The sequence below is a fragment of the Oceanobacillus manasiensis genome, assembly GCF_000724085.1.
Classification (GTDB): domain Bacteria; phylum Bacillota; class Bacilli; order Bacillales; family Amphibacillaceae; genus Oceanobacillus_B; species Oceanobacillus_B manasiensis.
On sequence record NZ_CCDL010000001.1, the window covers coordinates 1,461,171 to 1,478,865 of the forward strand.

At 41.9% G+C, this 17,695-nt stretch carries 16 protein-coding genes and 1 riboswitch; of the genes, 14 read left to right on the top strand and 2 right to left on the bottom strand.

From position 1 onward, the window contains the following. Positions 1 to 11: 11 nt before the first annotated feature. Positions 12 to 1,853, top strand: coding sequence for an exo-beta-N-acetylmuramidase NamZ family protein (locus BN985_RS07190; protein WP_084157469.1), 1,842 nt, complete (start codon positions 12 to 14; stop codon positions 1,851 to 1,853). Between the two features lie 153 nt (positions 1,854 to 2,006). Here BN985_RS07190 and BN985_RS07195 read toward each other — a convergent pair whose 3' ends face one another. Together BN985_RS07195 and BN985_RS07200 are read right to left on the bottom strand one after the other, a co-directional pair. Then, positions 2,007 to 3,401: an NAD-dependent succinate-semialdehyde dehydrogenase gene (locus BN985_RS07195; protein ID WP_042223009.1), complete on the bottom strand. Its 1,395-nt coding sequence runs from the start codon at positions 3,399 to 3,401 to the stop codon at positions 2,007 to 2,009. Positions 3,402 to 3,518: 117 nt separating this feature from the next. Then, positions 3,519 to 3,752, bottom strand: a complete 234-nt coding sequence (locus BN985_RS07200) for a hypothetical protein (protein ID WP_042222140.1) — start codon at positions 3,750 to 3,752, stop codon at positions 3,519 to 3,521. A 226-nt stretch (positions 3,753 to 3,978) separates the two neighbouring features. Here BN985_RS07200 and manA point away from each other — a divergent pair, with 226 nt between their 5' ends. From manA to BN985_RS07265, 13 genes are all read left to right on the top strand, one after another. Beyond that, positions 3,979 to 4,935 carry a mannose-6-phosphate isomerase, class I gene (gene manA / locus BN985_RS07205; protein WP_042222144.1) on the top strand — a complete coding sequence of 319 codons (957 nt, stop codon included), beginning with the start codon at positions 3,979 to 3,981 and terminating at the stop codon, positions 4,933 to 4,935. Between the two features lie 77 nt (positions 4,936 to 5,012). Further along, positions 5,013 to 6,104 (top strand): nitric oxide synthase oxygenase, encoded by a 1,092-nt coding sequence (locus tag BN985_RS07210; protein WP_084157470.1) that lies wholly within the window; start codon positions 5,013 to 5,015, stop codon positions 6,102 to 6,104. A gap of 390 nt (positions 6,105 to 6,494) precedes the next feature. After that, the gene (locus BN985_RS07215) at positions 6,495 to 7,499 is read left to right on the top strand and encodes a LacI family DNA-binding transcriptional regulator (RefSeq protein ID WP_042222146.1); all 1,005 of its coding nucleotides are present in this window, start codon (positions 6,495 to 6,497) and stop codon (positions 7,497 to 7,499) included. Between the two features lie 23 nt (positions 7,500 to 7,522). Beyond that, entirely contained in the window at positions 7,523 to 8,080 is a 558-nt protein-coding gene (gene hxlB / locus BN985_RS07220) for a 6-phospho-3-hexuloisomerase (RefSeq protein ID WP_042222148.1), read from the top strand. Positions 8,081 to 8,094: 14 nt separating this feature from the next. Further along, positions 8,095 to 8,730, top strand: coding sequence for a bifunctional 4-hydroxy-2-oxoglutarate aldolase/2-dehydro-3-deoxy-phosphogluconate aldolase (locus BN985_RS07225; RefSeq protein WP_042222150.1), 636 nt, complete (start codon positions 8,095 to 8,097; stop codon positions 8,728 to 8,730). A gap of 66 nt (positions 8,731 to 8,796) precedes the next feature. Continuing rightward, positions 8,797 to 9,816, top strand: coding sequence for a TRAP transporter substrate-binding protein (locus BN985_RS07230; RefSeq protein WP_042222151.1), 1,020 nt, complete (start codon positions 8,797 to 8,799; stop codon positions 9,814 to 9,816). 20 nt (positions 9,817 to 9,836) lie between these two features. Then, positions 9,837 to 10,322 (top strand): TRAP transporter small permease, encoded by a 486-nt coding sequence (locus BN985_RS07235; protein ID WP_042222153.1) that lies wholly within the window; start codon positions 9,837 to 9,839, stop codon positions 10,320 to 10,322. Further along, entirely contained in the window at positions 10,322 to 11,608 is a 1,287-nt protein-coding gene (locus BN985_RS07240) for a TRAP transporter large permease (protein ID WP_042222155.1), read from the top strand. Before BN985_RS07235 ends, BN985_RS07240 begins: the two co-directional genes overlap by 1 nt. Positions 11,609 to 11,703: 95 nt before the next feature. Then, positions 11,704 to 12,375 carry a ribose-5-phosphate isomerase RpiA gene (gene rpiA, locus BN985_RS07245; protein ID WP_042222157.1) on the top strand — a complete coding sequence of 224 codons (672 nt, stop codon included), beginning with the start codon at positions 11,704 to 11,706 and terminating at the stop codon, positions 12,373 to 12,375. Positions 12,376 to 12,400: 25 nt separating this feature from the next. Then, the gene (locus BN985_RS07250; protein WP_084157471.1) at positions 12,401 to 13,354 is read left to right on the top strand and encodes a sugar kinase; all 954 of its coding nucleotides are present in this window, start codon (positions 12,401 to 12,403) and stop codon (positions 13,352 to 13,354) included. 14 nt (positions 13,355 to 13,368) lie between these two features. Next, on the top strand, positions 13,369 to 13,986 hold the full coding sequence (hxlA, locus tag BN985_RS07255; RefSeq protein WP_042222159.1) for a 3-hexulose-6-phosphate synthase: 618 nt from the start codon (positions 13,369 to 13,371) through the stop codon (positions 13,984 to 13,986). Between the two features lie 12 nt (positions 13,987 to 13,998). Continuing rightward, positions 13,999 to 14,982, top strand: a complete 984-nt coding sequence (locus tag BN985_RS07260; RefSeq protein ID WP_042222160.1) for a Gfo/Idh/MocA family protein — start codon at positions 13,999 to 14,001, stop codon at positions 14,980 to 14,982. 260 nt (positions 14,983 to 15,242) lie between these two features. Continuing rightward, positions 15,243 to 15,431, top strand: a riboswitch (cobalamin riboswitch). Between the two features lie 237 nt (positions 15,432 to 15,668). Beyond that, a complete protein-coding gene (locus BN985_RS07265) occupies positions 15,669 to 17,681 on the top strand; it encodes a DUF4430 domain-containing protein (RefSeq protein ID WP_052360637.1) in 2,013 nt (670 codons plus the stop codon). The last annotated feature ends 14 nt before the right edge of the window (positions 17,682 to 17,695 follow it).

The window sequence follows — 17,695 nt, forward strand, 5'->3', positions numbered from 1 at the left end:
GGAGTGTTTTGATGAAACCACGTCATATCCTAGTACTTTGTTTTGTATTACTCTTTAGCCTGTTTGGAGGAGGGAGTAATCATCATGTAGAAGCTAGTCAAACGAGTAAGAAAAAAGCAAAAGTTAAACCGGGCGTAGAAGTCCTAATGGAAGATCATTTAGATTGGCTGGAGGGAAAACGGGTTGGCTTAATTACGAACCCAACTGGAATAGATCGAGACCTGAATAGCACTATTGATCTGTTGTATAACCACCCTGATGTGAATCTTACAGCTCTTTTCGGAGCAGAACATGGCATAAGAGGGGATCAGGAGGCAGGCGAATATGTCGAATCCTATATAGATGAGGAAACAGGACTGCCAGTATACAGTTTGTATGGATCAACCTGGAAGCCAACCGAGGAAATGCTGGAAGAAGTAGATGTCCTTTTATTTGATATTCAGGACATTGGTTCTAATGTGTATACCTATATTTATACACTTGGTTTTGCTATGGAAGCTGCAGGTGAGATGGATAAAGATTTAATCGTGCTTGATAGACCAAATCCAATCGGTGGAGAGCGCGTCGAAGGGCCGCTTCGCTCAGAAGATGCCGTAAGCTTTATGGGGAGATTCCTTCTGCCAGTCAGACATGGAATGACGCCAGGAGAATTGGCAACAATGTGGAACCATGAGTATAGCATGGGCGTGAATTTGAAGGTTGCTGAAATGAAAGGCTGGAAGCGGGATATGCATTTTGAAGATACAGGGCTTCCTTGGGTACTCCCATCGCCAAACATTCCAACACAGGAATCCGCCTACCTATATGCCGGCACTGAAATTGTTGATGACACAACGCTTTCCACTGGACTTGGTACAACGAAGCCATTTGAACAGGTAGGTGCTCCGTGGATCGATGCTGAAGCACTTACTGAGGAAATGAAAACTCGTGGCTTAGATGGAGTGGCTTTTCGCCCAGCATATTATACCCCGATGTTTGGTAAGTATGAAGGTGAGCGAGTAGCAGGCGTTCAGGTTCATATAAAAGACCCATCGGCGATTAATCTCGTTGCGCTTGGCTTACATTTAGTCGATGCAATGAGAGATCAAAATCCTGAAAAATTTGACATGACAGCAAGCTATACGAATCTAATTGGCGATCCGGAAGTACCTCAGATGATCCTAGATGACATGCCAGTATCGGAAATTATGGCATCTTGGAAAGAGAAGCAACAGGAGTGGGTAAGCGAGGTAAGGAACCAATATTTAATGTATGGGCCTTATCCAAAAGGATCCAAGCCATATAAAAAGCAAGCAGTTCTTGGTATCTTTCCACTTGATTTAACAGCAGCACTAGGTGAACCTGTTGATTTAACAGTGAAAGGCTATGATAAAAACGGAGAAAAGATCACGATTGCCGAAGAGGACGTGGACTGGGAACTAGATGGACTCGCCGGTACTATTGAGAATGGCACATTTATAGCGGATCAGGATGGGACGGGGATTGTACGTGCTTTTTACCAAAAGTTAAAAGCAGACCGTACTGCTGTTATTTCAACTCCGTTTCTGGAAAACATTCGATTCGGTCTCCAGTCAGGTTATTCTAGAGTCGTACTCGACCTGAATAAAACAACAACCAATTATGATATAGAAAGAGGAGAGGATCGCCTGTTCATAAAAGTTCCGTACGGGGAAATACAAGGACAGTTAGAGCCGAATGGAGGGTCGATCCAGATAAATGGCAGTCCGGTGCTTTCCAAAATAGATTATTATACGGAAGATAATTTCATTGTAGTAGAACTGCATGTAGATGGAGACGTTGAATATGAAACCCCAACCTTTTCTTCTCGTATCGTAGTTGACCTGCAACATTAAAAAACCAAGCCTGAGCTATTAAATAGTTGCTCAGGCTTGGTTTACTTTAGATTAAGAAGAATTTACGTGTCGATTCAGTTTTATGCTCTCCCGATTCAGAATGGGGGTCTGACGATTCAGTTAGGTGCAGCCACGATTCGCCCCCAAAATCAATTAATCAAAGTCACCAATTGAAATATATTTTGTTTCAAGGTATGGCTCGATTCCTTCTAGTCCACCTTCACGACCTAGACCACTTTCCTTCATACCGCCAAATGGTGCGTGTGCTGCGGAAGGGCCACCATCGTTCCAGCCTAGAATACCATATTCAAGCTGTTCGCTTAAATACGTACCTGTTTTATAATTGTTCGTGAAGTAGTATGCAGCAAGGCCGAATGGTGTATCATTCGCAATTTCAATGGCCTCATCTATCTCTTTAAAGGTCGTAATTGGTGCGACTGGGCCAAAGGTTTCTTCATGCATGATATCCATATCTGTTGTTACATTTTTTAAGACGGTAGGATGTACAAAGAAGTAACCTTTTTCTTGATCTGCGTCATACTCATCGCCAAGTAGTACCTCGGCACCCTTTTGCTTCGCATCTTCTACATGTGCCACGATTTTTTCATAGCCATCTTCGTTAATAATTGGGCCGATCGCTACATTTTCTTCTAGACCGTTACCAACTTTAAGCTTTCTCGTTTCTTCGACGAGCTTTTCAGCAAATTCTTCAACGACATCTTCTTGGACAATAATCCGGTTTGCGCTCACACAGGTTTGCCCGGCATTACGGAATTTTGTAGCGATGGTTTGTTTAGCTGCTAAATCTAAATCCGCATCTTTTGCGACGATAAGTGGAGCATGTCCACCAAGCTCCATTGTCGCGTTTTTAACAGTGCTGGCACTGCCCTCAATTAATTTTTTGCCGACAGAGGTGGAACCAGTAAACGTGATTTTGCGAACATATTCACTTTCTGTAAATAGCTTGCCAATTTCACTACCAGAACCAGATACATATTGGATCACATCTTCTGGAATGCCAGCTTCATGTGCAAGCTCAATCACTCTTATACCAGAAAGAGGAGTTTCAGATGCAGGCTTCACGATAAAGGTACACCCTGCTGCTAATGCTGGTGCAGCTTTACGAGTCATCATTGCTGCTGGAAAATTCCATGGGGTGATTGCTGCAACCAATCCAATTGGCTCTTTTTGTACAACAATACGTTTTGACTCTGTGTGTGCTGGGATGGTTCGGCCATACACACGTTTCGCTTCTTCTGCATACCACTCGATAAAGCTGGCTGCATACGCTACTTCGCCTTGTGATTCTTTTAAAGGTTTTCCGTTTTCTAATGTCATGAGCTCGGCAATTTCTTGCTGGTTTTCATGCAATTTGCTTGCCCAGGCATTTAATAAACGAGCACGTTCATGGGCATTGACTTTTCGCCATGACGAGAAGCTTTCCTTCCCTTTACGTAATGCTTCGGTCACTTCCTCCTCTGTGAATTTATTGATTTCCTGTATTAACTCTCCCGTCGCGGGATTCATTACTTTAATTGTATCTGCCAACATTATTCACTCCTTTAAAATTGGTCATGTACTGTTTATTCCCTGTTTAACGTTTTTTCAAAACAAAAAGCAGCTCCAAGTTATGGACTGCTTATTACATAATTCATCCCTATTCGTTTATAAAACACCACTATCCATCATATCCACGACATCATCAATGGAAAATTCTTTACCATCAAGTATGTTTTGCTTTTTTTCTTCAATAAATGAGGGCTGTGTTGGTACCTTTGAAGGCCGTTCTTCTTGCACAAGTGAAATGGTATAAACCTTTCCTTCCATTTGGAAAAGAGCATTATTTTTATCAATAATTGTTTGTAAAAACTTCTCTTCCTTGTCATTTAACCGTTTCAACTTAAGCACCTTCCCTCTATTTTAAATATAAGTATTATTTACGGTATACCCGCTTGCTTCCTAGATAAAACCTCTTTTTTATATTATTCGTAAAAAAAATAAATTTTTGAGCGTGCAATAATTAATATATTGTTATTACTATATGCTAAGAACACATTTTTCTCTATTTCCTTTCAATTTTGCTATAATAGATCCAGATAGATTAAGAGAGTGGAGGATTTTAAATATGTACAATGCACCGATCTTTTTACAGCCAGTTTTACAGGAAAGAATTTGGGGTGGACAGAAATTAAGGCAACTCTATCAATATGATCTTCCTTCTGAGCAGACAGGAGAGGCATGGGTAATCTCCGCCCATCCAAATGGACCAAGTAAAATAAGTAATGGGCCTTTGGCTGGGAAGACGCTTGCGGATGCCTGGGAAAACGATGGAGAGCTTTTTAATAAAAATCCGGACAATTTGGAAGCGTACCCACTGCTAGTTAAGGTGCTGGACGCTAATGATGACTTATCCGTTCAAGTACACCCGAATGATAGTTTTGCGCGGGAAGAGGAAGGAGAGCCATACGGTAAGACAGAATGCTGGTATGTACTAGAGGCAGAGCCAGGAGCAGAGCTAGTATTGGGGCATCATGCAACAACAAAGGAAGAGCTTGAAAACATGATGGACCAAGGAAACTGGGATAGTCTATTAAAACGTATTCCTGTTGAAGCAGGGGATTTTGTTTATGTGCCAAGTGGTACCTTGCATGCAATTGGAAAAGGGATTGTCATATTAGAGACCCAACAAAGTTCAGATATTACATACCGTGTTTATGATTATGACCGTAAAGACGCAAAAGGAAATACGAGAGAATTGCACCTCGATCGTGCCAAGCAGGTGACTACCGTTCCGCATAAATTGCCAGACATGGCGAAGCAGCAAGAACGGCAGGAGGGCCTCCTTTCTTCAAAGTTAGTTGAGGAAGAGTACTTTACAGTTTATCACTGGGTCTTGGATGGCGAGGCCAAGCGTGAGATGGATGCTGATTTTCTGCAATGTAGTGTAATAAAGGGAACGGCTGACATTTCCATTCAAGGTGAAACCTTCTCAGTTAAAAATGGTGACCATTTTATATTGCCACATAGTGTAAAAGAATACGTTATAGCAGGAAACGCAGAATGGATTGTTTCCCATACGTAATTGTCGACCTCCCGTCACATAATCTCTCTCTTGGTTTGTTAAAATGGAGCAAAGAGAAAGTTTAAGGGAGCATAGAAATGAAGATAGATGAACGAATGCAAGAAGCTGATTATTATATTTATAATGTACACAAAGAACTCGGCAAGACTGAGCGAGAAATACAGGACCGGCGAGCTGCAGTTCAACAGGAACTAAAAGAAACCGGTACATATGTGCAGACAACCGAGGAGCTAACACATGGGGCTAAAATAGCATGGCGGAATAACAATCACTGTATTGGTAGATTGTTTTGGAACAAACTTGATGTAGTGGATGCACGGCATTTCACAACAGAGGATGCTGTTTTTGAAGCATTATTCACCCATATTGAACAGGCAACAAATAACGGGAAGGTCAAGCCGCGTATTACTATCTTTCCACCTGAACAAAATGGGAAAGCACAGGTCAAGATTTGGAATCACCAATTATTCCGCTATGCGGGGTATCAAACAGAAGAGGGCATAGTGGGCGACCCAGCATCCCTTTCGTTAACGAAGGAATGCCAGAAGCTGGGGTGGGAAGGAAAAGGTACAGATTTTGACTTACTTCCCATCGTTATACAGGTGGGAGACAGTGACCCAGTGTATAGAGAAATACCAGAGGAGCTCGTCTTAGAAGTGCCCATTCGCCATCCGGACTTCTCTATCTTTTATCATTTAAAAGTGAAGTGGTATGCAGTACCCATCATTTCAGATATGCGATTGGAAATTGGCGGTATAGAATATCCAGCAGCGCCCTTTAATGGTTGGTATATGGGAACAGAAATTGGTGCCAGAAACCTGGCAGATGAAAACCGCTATAATTTGCTTCCACATGTTGCCAAACAGTTAGGGTTAAATACAAAGCATTTAAACACATTATGGAAAGACCGCGCTTTAGTAGAGTTGAATGTGGCAGTGCTAGACTCTTTCCAAAAAAACGGTGTAGCGATCGTCGATCATCATACTGCTGCAAAGCAATTTAAGGTGTTTGAGAACAATGAGAAAAGGGCCGGGCGAACTGTTACAGGAAAATGGGCATGGTTAATCCCGCCACTTTCTCCAGCAACGACGCACATTTTCCATAAGCCGTTTGATAATACTGTTAACAAACCAAATTATTTTTATAGAGTTGAAGCCCCTTACGAATGATAAAAAGACAGCTATCTAGCTGTCTTTTTATTAGGTAGATTAACAGGAAAAATGGTTGTTTAGCAGCCTGTGATGGAAGTACCCAAGTTGGTTGATAAAGTGCCCAATGTGGTTGATAATCGGCCGGTGTTGGTTGATAAAGAACCAAAAGTGGTTGATAAACAGCCGTAGTTGGTTGATAGTAGCCAAAATCAGGTTGATAAACCTACTAAAGTGGTTGATAATCCCGCCAAGTTGGTCGATTCCAACGCCTCCAAAAAAATCTTTTCGACAAAACTCTTGTAAACCGCTTACAAATATTCTATACTTATTCTAAATCGATTTACTAAACCGATTTAGTGACAGAGTTAATGAGTTAGTAAAACTATCTATCTATTAGGAGAATGAAAAATGAAAACGGTAACGATGGCGGATGTTGCGAAGCATGCTGGTGTTTCCAAGAGTACAGTCTCTCAATATATGAACCAACGCTATGACTACATGGGAGAGAAGACAAGGGAACGAGTTGAAAAGGCCATTGAAGAACTAGGGTACAGTCCTAACATCATAGCCAGAAGCTTAAAACAGAAATCGACAACAACGATCGGCGTTATCGTGGCCAATATTCTGCATGTTTTTTCAACACAGGTAATCCGGGCTATCGAGGATTTTTGTCACGAAGCGAATTTTCATATCATTGTCTGTAACGCAGATGATGATCCAGTAAAAGAAAAAAAGTACATGGACATGCTTCGTGCAAAACAAGTGGATGGCATTATTGTATTCCCAACTGGGGGGAATCTAGCATTATACCAACAGCTTGTCCGGGATAAATACCCTATCGTTTTTGTTGATAGAATGGTTCCCGAAGTCGAGGTTAACACGGTGTTACTTGATAATGAAAAGGCTGCCAAATTAGGGGTAGATCTGCTAGTTACAAAGGGATATCAAGGAATTGGTATGATTACTCCACCACTACATCGTTATGTGACACCAAGAATGGAGCGAATGAATGGCTACCAAAAGGCTTTAAAAGCCCACGATATAAAATTTGATCCGCAACTATTAATCAGTGCGGAGATTGGACATATCCGCCAACAACTAGACGTATTGCTACAGCAGCCAAATAAACCAGATGCAATTCTAGCAATCAATGATCGTGTGCTTTTTGAAATTCTTCAATATGCAAAAGAGAAAGGCTTGAGCATACCTGATGATCTTGCTGTCATCGGAATTGATGAAGTGACATTTGCGGGATTTTATAGTCCCACATTGACTACTATAGCTCAGCCAGCATTTGAAATGGGGAAGAAGGCTGCGGAGCTGTTATTAAATCAGATCCAAGATAAAACAGAGGTTGATGAAACCAAAATATATAGGTTTGAACCACAACTATTAAAGCGGGATTCCTGCTAGATACAATTGGAAGGATGACGATAATGAAAAATATAATGGAAACAATTAGTACTGAGATCACAACCGTAATGGGACAGGTTAGTCCGGAAGAAACGAAAGCACTAGCAGATAAACTGGAAAAAGCGAATCGAATCTTTGTTGCAGGTACTGGGCGATCTGGCCTTGTAGGTAAAATGTTTGCGATGCGTATGATGCATAGCGAATATCCAATCTACGTTGTAGGAGAGACTGTTACACCAAGTATCGCGACAGACGATCTCTTGCTACTCATATCTGGTTCAGGGTCAACAGGGTCTTTGAAACAATATGGAGAAAAAGCGAAGGAGATTGGTGCTGAGGTGGCGCTCGTAACGACTAATCGTGATTCGGCAATTGGAAAACTGAGCGAGGTAACAGTAACTATCCCGTCGGCAACCAAAAAACGACTGCCACAAGAGCCAGAAACCATTCAACCGCTCGGAAGTCAATTTGATCAATCGGCCCATTTAGTGCTTGATGCGATCGTCGTTTATTTATTAGACAACAAGCCAGCCGGACAGGACAATACAAAACTAAATCAAATGCATGCCAACTTAGAATAGAGGAGAATAAACAAATGCGTATAGTAGAGCAAATAAAACAACATAAGATCGTAGCTGTTATTCGCCATGCGGATGAAGACAATATCGTTCCTATTTTAAATGCACTCGCAGCGGGGGGCGTGTATGCGGTAGAGATCACTGCTGAAACACCGAATGTGCAGCGAGTTATAGAGGTGGCTGTAAAAGAAGCACCAAAGGATATGCTGATTGGCGCTGGAACAGTTCTTGATCCTGAAACTGCACGGGCAGTTATCATGGCCGGAGCACAATTTATTGTCTCACCAACATTGAACGTGGAGACATTGAAACTAACAAATCGCTATCATATTGAAACAATACCTGGTGTACTTACACCGACCGAAATTCAAACAGCCTATGAACATGGGGCAAGCATGGTGAAAATTTTCCCTGCTAATACTTTTGGACCCGGTTATATAAAAAATATACGCGGCCCCTTACCACATGTCGAAGCAATGGTTACAGGTGGAATCAATGTCGACAACATGAATGAATACTTGAAAAATGGTAGTGCTGCAGTCGGGATTGGCAGTAATTTAGTTAATGCGAAAGCGTTAACAGATGAAACGTCCTATAAACAATTGACAGAACGTGCAAAAGCTTTCGTTAAAAAATCACAAGAGATACAGTAATTAACCTATTGGAAAATGGTGTCCTTCAGAGGCATCATTTTCCTAAAAGATCAAGGGGTGAATTGAATGGGAAATAAGAAATCTTTTTTAATTCTAATTGTAATCGCTGCCATTATAGCGTTAGCAGGATGTGCTGATAAGGCGAGCTATAGTGAAGATGGAAAGATAAAAATTATCGCTGCACATAACCAGACAGCACCAGAGAACCCGTATCAAACGGGGATGCTTAAATTTAAAGAAGTAGCAGAAGAACTTTCCAATGGGTCAATTGAGGTGGAAGTGCATGCTGGAACGATTGGCACAGAAGAATCAGAGCTTGTAGAAAAACTACAGCTTGGTGCCGCAGATGTGGTACTCGCTTCACCTGGTTTCATGACACAGACGGGAATTAGAGAACTTGATCTCTTTTCAGCACCATACTTGTTTAAAGACTATGAGCATTGGTTGAATGTGGTAGATGGAGAAGTTGGGCAGCAAATGGGTGAAATCATTAATGAGAAGTCCAATAATTCTTTTAAACTATTAGGCTATTGGTCTGCTGGTGTAAGACATTTTTACGGAAAAAAACCAGTTGAATCTGTTGAAGATTTAAAAGGTGTTTCAATCAGAACCCAAACATCTGGTGTGATTGGCGACTTCTGGAAAGAGCTTGGGGCCATACCATCGAGCATTTCCTGGGGCGAGTTATATCAGGGACTACAACAAGACGTAGTAGATGGATCGGAAAATGCATATCCATTTTTTGTACAACAATCCCATCATGCCACACCGAACGGAAAATATATTACCGAAACAGCACATGACTTTACGACACGGTTTTTACTAATTAATGGGGAAAAATTCGATAGCTATTCCGAGGAGCATCAAGACATTATTTTACAAGCTGCTGAAGCATCGGTTGAAGCGGAAAGAGAAGCAACAAATCAGCAGGATGTCGATTATAAGGAAAAAGCTGTTGAAGAAGGTGCAACCGTAAAAGAGATTGATAGGCAACCATTTATCGACGTAGCCACGCCAATTTTGGATGCGTTTGCTGAAGAAATTGAAGTAGAAGGTTTGTTAGAAAAGATTAGAGCAGCAGAGTAGATACGAGGGAGGTTTGAAGCATGAAACGTTTTGTACAGGCATTGGAAAAAATTCAAATCACGATTGGTATCGTGTTTCTATGTATCTTTTTTCTAGTTATTCTTTTACAGATCGCTACAAGGTACATGGGAATATCCGTCATCTGGACAGAAGAGGTAGCCAATTATACGTTTATTTGGGCAGTGTTCATGGGAGCAGCGGTGATGGTAAACCGCAAAGAACATTTTAATTTTGATATCCTTCAATTAAAGCTAAAAGGAAAGAAAAAACTTTCCATAAGCATTATAAGTGACCTTGTTTTAATTGCCTTCCATGTGGTGGTTCTTTTGCTAGGAATCCAGGTCGTTGTTGAGTTTTGGAATTATACGTGGGCAACCCTTCCAGACATGAAGATGGGGTATGTATGGCTATCTATCCCTATCATGGCAGTGACAATGCTTCTTTATTCTGTCACCCATCTCATGGAACACATGAAAGCATGGAAAGCGAAGGAGGTAACAGAATAATGGGTTTTCTATTACTAGGTATATTTATTGTACTCATGTTAATTGGTGTCCCAATCGCATTCGTCATTGGAATTGTGGCATTGATTGGAATTTTTGGTATCGAGTATACACCAGAAGCAACGGTCGTTATGAAAATGGTAAATGGACTCGACTCCTTTGTTTTGCTAGCAGTTCCATTGTTTATTTTAGCAGCGAACTTAATGAATTCAGGAAAGATCTCGGAAAAATTAATCCAGCTTGCACTTGCCATTGTAGGAAGAATTCGCGGTGGTCTAGCGCACGCAAACATTCTCGTTTCCATGATGTTTGCTGGTGTCTCTGGTGCATCCCAAGCAGATACAGCGGGTGTGGGAAAAATTCTTATTCCGAGCATGTTAAAGAATGGGTATGACAAGGAAACCGCGGTTGGCGTAACAGCAGCCTCATCTACAGTAGGGGTGGTTATTCCTCCGAGTATACCGATGATTATTTTCGCTGGTCTAACAAACGCATCGATTGGCGGACTTTTCCTTGGTGGGATTATCCCTGGAATTTTAATTGGCGTAGCGATGATGGTTTTAATTTATATTATTGCAGTGAAACGGAATTACCCAAAAGCAGAGAAAACGGAATTAAAGGCGTTTGGTAAACTTGCTTTGGAAGCGCTGCCGGCATTATTGACACCTATCATTATCATTGGTGGGATCATTTCTGGGTTTTTCACAGCAACTGAGGCAGCAGCTGTTGCTTCGCTTTACACGCTTTTCATCTGTATGTTCTATTACAAAACGTTGAAAATCAAGCACCTACCAAAGATTTTAATGGATACATTGGCATTAAGCTCGCTATCCTTGTTTGCATTAGCTGCAGCCAGTGCCCTTGGGGAGTTAATGAGCTATTATCAGCTAGGAACGATGGCACAGCAGTTTTTCACTGATCATGTAGGTACGAAAGCCTTGTTTATCGTGATTCTCATTGCGTTCTTCTTATTTGTAGGTACCTTTATGGATGCGATTCCAGCCATGATTCTCTTTGTACCAGTTATTCTGCCTACAGCAATCGAATTTGGAATGGATCCTATCCATTTAGGCTTAATTGTCGTAATCACACTAGCTATCGGACTTATTACACCACCATACGGACTCTGTCTATTGCTAGCAGCAAAAATCGGGAACTTACCGATAGAACGGTCTTTTGTAGCGGTAGTGCCTTACATTGCCATTGTGATTGTCGTTCTACTGTTCCTTGCGTTTTTCCCTGACATTGCGTTCTACATTCCAAAACTTATTAACCCATCCTTATTTTAAGATAACGGCCTCTTATTAGGTTGATTCGTCTTGTAACAGGGAACATTAGATGGATAATAAATAAAATCGCAGTGGAAGCAAAAGGAGAAGATAAAATGAATGCAAACAAGAAAATTGTAGCAGAAGAAGCAGTTAAAGAGATTAAGGATGGTATGACGGTAGGGCTAGGTTCAGGTTCAACTGTTTACTGGATGCTCCAAGCTTTAGGGGAACGAGTGAAAAACGGTTTGGAAATCGTGGGTGTTCCTACTTCACAGAAAACAGAAAAACTAGCGAAGGAGCTTGGCATTCCTTTGGCAGACTTTTCGTCTGTTGATGGCATTGACCTTGCAATAGATGGGGCCGATGAAGTAGATCCACATCTTCATTTATTGAAAGGTGGTGGCGGTTCGCTCGTAAGGGAAAAGATTGTCGACATTCTAGCGAAACGGCTCATCATCATCGTGGATGAAACAAAGGTTGTGGATTATTTAGGGACGTTTTCCTTGCCAGTCGAAGTAGTTCCGTTCGGCTGGGAGACGACAAGGGACCGGGTAGCACAATTAGGTTGCCTACCTACAATCAGGAAACAAGATGGAGAAGTTTTTGTATCAGACAACGATAACTATATTTTGGATTGTGACTTTGAAAGCATTCAGGAGCCTGCCGAGCTTCATGAACAGTTGAAGGGCTTGGTCGGTGTAGTAGAAACAGGGCTGTTTATTAATATGGCTGATGTTGTCATGATTGGCCATGCTGGAATGGTTGATGTGCTAACTAAATCATAACTGTACGATGTAGGGGGAGAGAGTTTTGAAAAAAGATATTATCACGATCGGGGAAGCAATGATCGCTTTTAATCCAGCGTCAACTGGGCCGATGAAGTTTGTAAATGGCTTTGAGAAAAATATTGGGGGAGCAGAGCTCAACGTAGCAATAGGCTGCTCCCGACTGGGACTGCAAACAGGATTTATAAGTAAGCTTGGGAATGATGAGTTTGGAAAATATATCTATAATTTTGCCAGAGGAGAGGGCATTGACGTGTCACAGATTGGATTTGTTGATGGTTACCCAACCTCTCTAAACTTTAAAGAAATAATGGAGGATGGCAATGTACGGACATTCTATTACCGTGACAAATCACCTGTACTAGAAATGGAACCAGAAGATTTAGATGAAAGCTATTTTGAATCAGCTCGTGTGCTTCATCTAACAGGAATTTTTCCAGCCATTAATCCAAAAAACATGGCCATTTTTGAACGGGCAATCGAATTGGCGAAGAAGCATGATGTGCTTATTTCCTTTGATCCAAATATTCGCTTACGGATGTGGTCAAAGGAAGAAGCTCAGGAAACTCTTTCAACCATTCTGCCTCATGTCGATATTCTTTTGGCTGGAGATGAAGAAATGGAAATCATCATGGGAGAGAATGACCCAGAAACGATTATCGAAAAGGTGAAAACACTTGGTATCTCCTACATTGCGGTAAAACAGGGAGAAAAAGGTGCGGTCGTTTATCATAAGGATCAAGTGATTAATACACCGCCAGTTAAGGCATCAAAAGTAGTCGATACTGTTGGCGCGGGTGATGGCTTTGATGCGGGGATGCTTTATGGCATTTTACAAGGTTGGCCATTAGAAAAAATTGCTACCTTTGCAGCAACAATAGGTTCTATGGTTGTTAGTGTAAAAGGGGATAATGAAGGGCTGCCTTATTATGAAGATGTCCAAGCTAGAATGGGAGAAATTGAACGGATTGAACGCTAGAAAGGATGGGAAAGATGAATCTACAGCTTGCTTTAGATCGTTTAACAAAAGAGGAATGCTTCCGAATACTTGAGGAAACGAAAGAATCGGTTGATATCATTGAGGTAGGCACAGGGGTTATTAAAGAATATGGTATGGAAATCGTTCGTGAGGTACGGGCAAGGTACCCTGAGAAAACGATTGTAGCAGATATGAAAACGTGTGATGCAGGTAAGCACGAGGCAAAACAGGCCTTTGACGCAGGAGCAGATATTACAACGGTGATGGCTTTTTCTGGTGATCTTACGATTGCTGACACATTACGTGTAGCGAAAGAGCATGGAAGTCGGATTATGATAGACCTTTTAGAGGTCGATAAAGCAGAAAGAGTGGAAGAATTGGTCGCATTAGGCGTCGATTTAGTAAGTTTACATGTCGGCAAGGATAAGCAACAGGAAGGTAGTTTTGATACAGGTCTGTTTGCCTTAGTGAAAGATCATGATATCGAGGTAACAGTAGCTGGTGGAATTAATGTGGATACATTACCTGACATTATAGAAGGAAAACCAGATACTGTCATTGTCGGAAGTGCGATTACCAAGGCAGAAAACCCGCGCGAAGCAGCAGTCCAACTAAAAGAGTTGTTAGGGTAAGGAGCGGATGTAATGAGAATTGGAACAGTTGGCACAAGCTGGATAACAGAATCCTTTATTGACGCAATAGGCGAAGTAGCTGGTGTGGAATTAACTGCAGTGCATTCCCGCACCTCCGAAAAAGCAGAGGACTTTGCCAGGAAACATGGCGCTGGTCATTACTTTACAGCTTTGCAGGAGATGGCTAAAAGCAGTCAAATGGATTGTGTGTATATTGCGTCTCCTAATTCCCTCCATTTTGAGCAAGCCGTAGCTTTTCTAAAGAATGGCAAGCATGTGATTTGCGAAAAGCCAATGTTTGCTAGTTTAAAGGAGTTTGAGGGAGCCCATCGTATTGCCGAGGAGAATGGCGTGTATTTATTCGAGGCGATGCGCAACCTTTACACACCAAACTTTCAAAAGGTAAAAGGTCGTCTGGACGATGTGGGGGAGGTTCGGAATGTGCTCCTACATCGGATGAAGTATTCCTCTCGCTATGATGAATTACTAGCAGGTAAAGAACCCGCTATATTTTCCCGGAAATTTGCTGGTGGGGCATTGGTTGACTTAGGCGTCTATCCTATTGCGGTGGCAGTTGCATTGTTTGGAAAACCACTTGATGTGAAGTACACGCCAGTCATGCTATCTAGCGGTGTGGATGGTAGTGGTACATTGGTATTAAGCTATCAAGGCTACGTATGCACAATCCTATGCTCGAAAATTTCTACCTCCAATCTGGAGTCAGAAATTCAGGGCGAGGCAGGGACCATAAGCATTGATAATATCGGTTCTTTTTCCAATGTGCAATGTAGTTTACGAGCGTCCAAGGGACAGAAATGGACGGGGGAGTCGCAGCGGGAAAACACCATGACATATGAACTGGAAAGCTTTGTTCAGATTATACTGGAGGGCAAGACGTCAACATATGAAAACATGAAGGCGATTAGCCGAGAAGTACTCGCCATAACTGAAGCAGCACGAAAGCAAAGCGGAATTTATTTTGAGGGAGAGGACTAGCATGGGCTAGTCCTCTTTAATTCATTAAAGTCGTGTGAGGTGTGGCGGAAGTCGCATGGGAAGCGATTAAACTCGCGTGCCAAATCGCCAAACTCGCGTGGAGCAAGGTGCAAGTCGCGTGCCAAACCACTATTCTCGCGTGAGGAACCATCCACCTCCCCGCTCTCCCCAATACCCGATACATAATTTCTACTAATCTCTTACGACCGTACGAAATCGCTAGTTGACTAGTTACCTGGAGTTGATTATCATAAAAGTAATTGAATAGGAAAAAGATGGGTTGATTTATGCTCTTGCATAAATCATTAAAAGGGAAGTCCGGTTTAAATCCGGCGCGGTCCCGCCACTGTAAATGGGAGTTTTCTATTGTAAACCACTGTCACTTGATGGGAAGGTCATAGAAAATGAAGATCATGAGCCAGGAGACCTGCCTGTTTTTTTACACCATTCAAACCTACGCGGATAGGGAGGTGTGTCAGCGGATTATACAGCATAGAGCTTTCTGTATACATAAAATGTTTAATACGCTACGTCACGCATACATCTCTTCGGGAAGAGGTGTATTTTTTGTGCCATGGATCAGCACAGTGTCTGGGGCATTCGCTAAGAACTAGTGAATGCGCTTTATTAGCGGACGTATATGGAGTATAGCGTACTAGAATGATAGTAAACGAGGAGGTTGAGAAATGAAAAACAGAATGCTGAAATCTGTTGTATGTTTGCTAAGTTTTTTACTGATTATCGGAAACTTAACGTTCATGCAGCCGTTAATTATGCATGCAGCCACATTGGATAATGGTGTTACGATAAAAGCAATTGATGAAAACGGCGAGGAAGTACTACCCCTAACAGCAGTTGAAATAGAAGAAGGAGACATGGCTTTTGATGTCTTACTTGATGCTGGAGAGCAACGTGACGAGGACATTTTTTATGAAGAAAGTGATTTCGGAGCCTATATAACCGGCATTGGTGAAGAGTTGGAAGGTGACTCTCATGCCTGGTCCTTTAATGTAAATGGGAAGGCAGCGGAGGTAGGTGCCTCCTCTTTTGAAGTGGAAAATGGCGATAATATTTTATTCGCAGTCAGGGATTTGAATGATTTTTCCCCTGAAGTGTCTGTGAAAATACGAGCCACAGATATAAATGACAACGCTATCATAAAAGGAGAAATATCAATTGCAAGTGGATCTAGCGCTTACGATGCGCTATACCAGGCCGCAATACGAGAAGAAGTAAGCCTAGACATATCCGTAGATGATACATACTACACGTTTTTAAATAATATCGGTGAAACGGAACTCGGTCCTAATGATTACTGGAATATCGCGGTAGACAACAAGCCTTTATCTAGCAGCATGGCAAACTACACCATGCAAGAAGGACAAGAATTTCAATTAAGTGTCACAACATATGTACCACCTGAAGAAGAGGAAGAAGCACAACCAGAGGAGGAAAAAACTCCTCCTGCAGAAACCGAAGATGAACCCAAAACACCTGCAGATAAGAAAACACCAGCAATCAACTTAAAGGAAATCCAAACTAACGTTAATGGCATCCTTTCTTATATGGATACAGCATCCGTTGATTTAAGCTATCACAGTGAATGGTGGGTTTGGGGTGTTGCCCATACAAACCGTGACATCCCTGATAGTTATGTGAAAAGTGTTGAAACCTTGCTTGATGAAAACGAGGGCAAATTCAGAAATGTTTTTGACCTTGAAAAAATCATTATCGCGCTTAGTGCAGCTGGAAAAGATGCCACTGCGGTCAATGGCTATAATTTAGCAGAAAAACTGGAATCCCATACTGCGATGGAAGCCCCCGCTATTAATGCAGCGATCTATGGTTTACTCGCGATAGATAGTGGTGATTTTGACGTGTCGGAGGATTTCCGCACACGACTTATTACAAGTGTTTTAGATAACGAATTGGGAACGGGCGGCTGGTCATTTTTCGGACCCACTGCTAGTCCGGATATTACGGGTATGGCTTTAGCGGCGCTCGCTCCATACCAGGATGATCCCAAAGTGGAAGCAGCTATCGAAAAAGCTGTAACCTATCTTTCAGAAAAACAAGATACAGAAGGCGGCTATGATATTGAATTTAATGGAGGAGACTCTAGTGAGTCCGTATCACAGGCAATCATTGGATTAGCAGCAGTTGGAGTAGACCCAACATCTCCACAGTTTACGAAAGAAGGTGGGAACCTTTTACAGCACTTACTTAAATTTAAACAGGCTGATGGAGGATACAGTCATCTTTTAGATGGAGAATCTGGAAGTATCTCGACACAGCAAGCATTGTTAGCACTTGTTGCCTATCAAAAGCTAGTAGATGGAAGTGGCTCGGTGTATCAATTTGCAGCATCTGTGGATGAAGAACCACAGGAACCAGTAAACCCGGAAAAAGATCCTGAGCAGCCAGAAACAGACGATAAACCAAAAGAAGAAGAACCGAACGACGAAGATCCAAATGAAGAGCAAGTTCCTAAAAAAGACAATAACCCAAAAGATGACCAAAACAACAACTCTAAGGAGGTAGAGAAAACAGGCGATGTTCAAACAAATGCGTCTGGAGAAAAATTACCAAATACATCAACAAATACTTTTAATCTCCTAGCAACTGGAGGAGTGCTCCTGTTGATTGGTGGTTCTATCCTCCTGTTTTTAAGAAAACGCCAAGCACGTCAAAGTATGTAACATACAAACATCGG

Bases quoted from the DNA above. Each gene is read 5' to 3' on its own strand.
- BN985_RS07190 (WP_084157469.1), top strand. From the start codon at position 12: ATGAAACCACGTCATATCCTAGTACTTTGTTTTGTATTACTCTTTAGC.
- manA (WP_042222144.1), top strand. From the start codon at position 3,979: ATGTACAATGCACCGATCTTTTTACAGCCAGTTTTACAGGAAAGAATT.
- BN985_RS07210 (WP_084157470.1), top strand. From the start codon at position 5,013: ATGAAGATAGATGAACGAATGCAAGAAGCTGATTATTATATTTATAAT.
- BN985_RS07215 (WP_042222146.1), top strand. From the start codon at position 6,495: ATGAAAACGGTAACGATGGCGGATGTTGCGAAGCATGCTGGTGTTTCC.
- hxlB (WP_042222148.1), top strand. From the start codon at position 7,523: ATGAAAAATATAATGGAAACAATTAGTACTGAGATCACAACCGTAATG.
- BN985_RS07225 (WP_042222150.1), top strand. From the start codon at position 8,095: ATGCGTATAGTAGAGCAAATAAAACAACATAAGATCGTAGCTGTTATT.
- BN985_RS07230 (WP_042222151.1), top strand. From the start codon at position 8,797: ATGGGAAATAAGAAATCTTTTTTAATTCTAATTGTAATCGCTGCCATT.
- BN985_RS07235 (WP_042222153.1), top strand. From the start codon at position 9,837: ATGAAACGTTTTGTACAGGCATTGGAAAAAATTCAAATCACGATTGGT.
- BN985_RS07240 (WP_042222155.1), top strand. From the start codon at position 10,322: ATGGGTTTTCTATTACTAGGTATATTTATTGTACTCATGTTAATTGGT.
- rpiA (WP_042222157.1), top strand. From the start codon at position 11,704: ATGAATGCAAACAAGAAAATTGTAGCAGAAGAAGCAGTTAAAGAGATT.
- hxlA (WP_042222159.1), top strand. From the start codon at position 13,369: ATGAATCTACAGCTTGCTTTAGATCGTTTAACAAAAGAGGAATGCTTC.
- BN985_RS07260 (WP_042222160.1), top strand. From the start codon at position 13,999: ATGAGAATTGGAACAGTTGGCACAAGCTGGATAACAGAATCCTTTATT.
- BN985_RS07265 (WP_052360637.1), top strand. From the start codon at position 15,669: ATGAAAAACAGAATGCTGAAATCTGTTGTATGTTTGCTAAGTTTTTTA.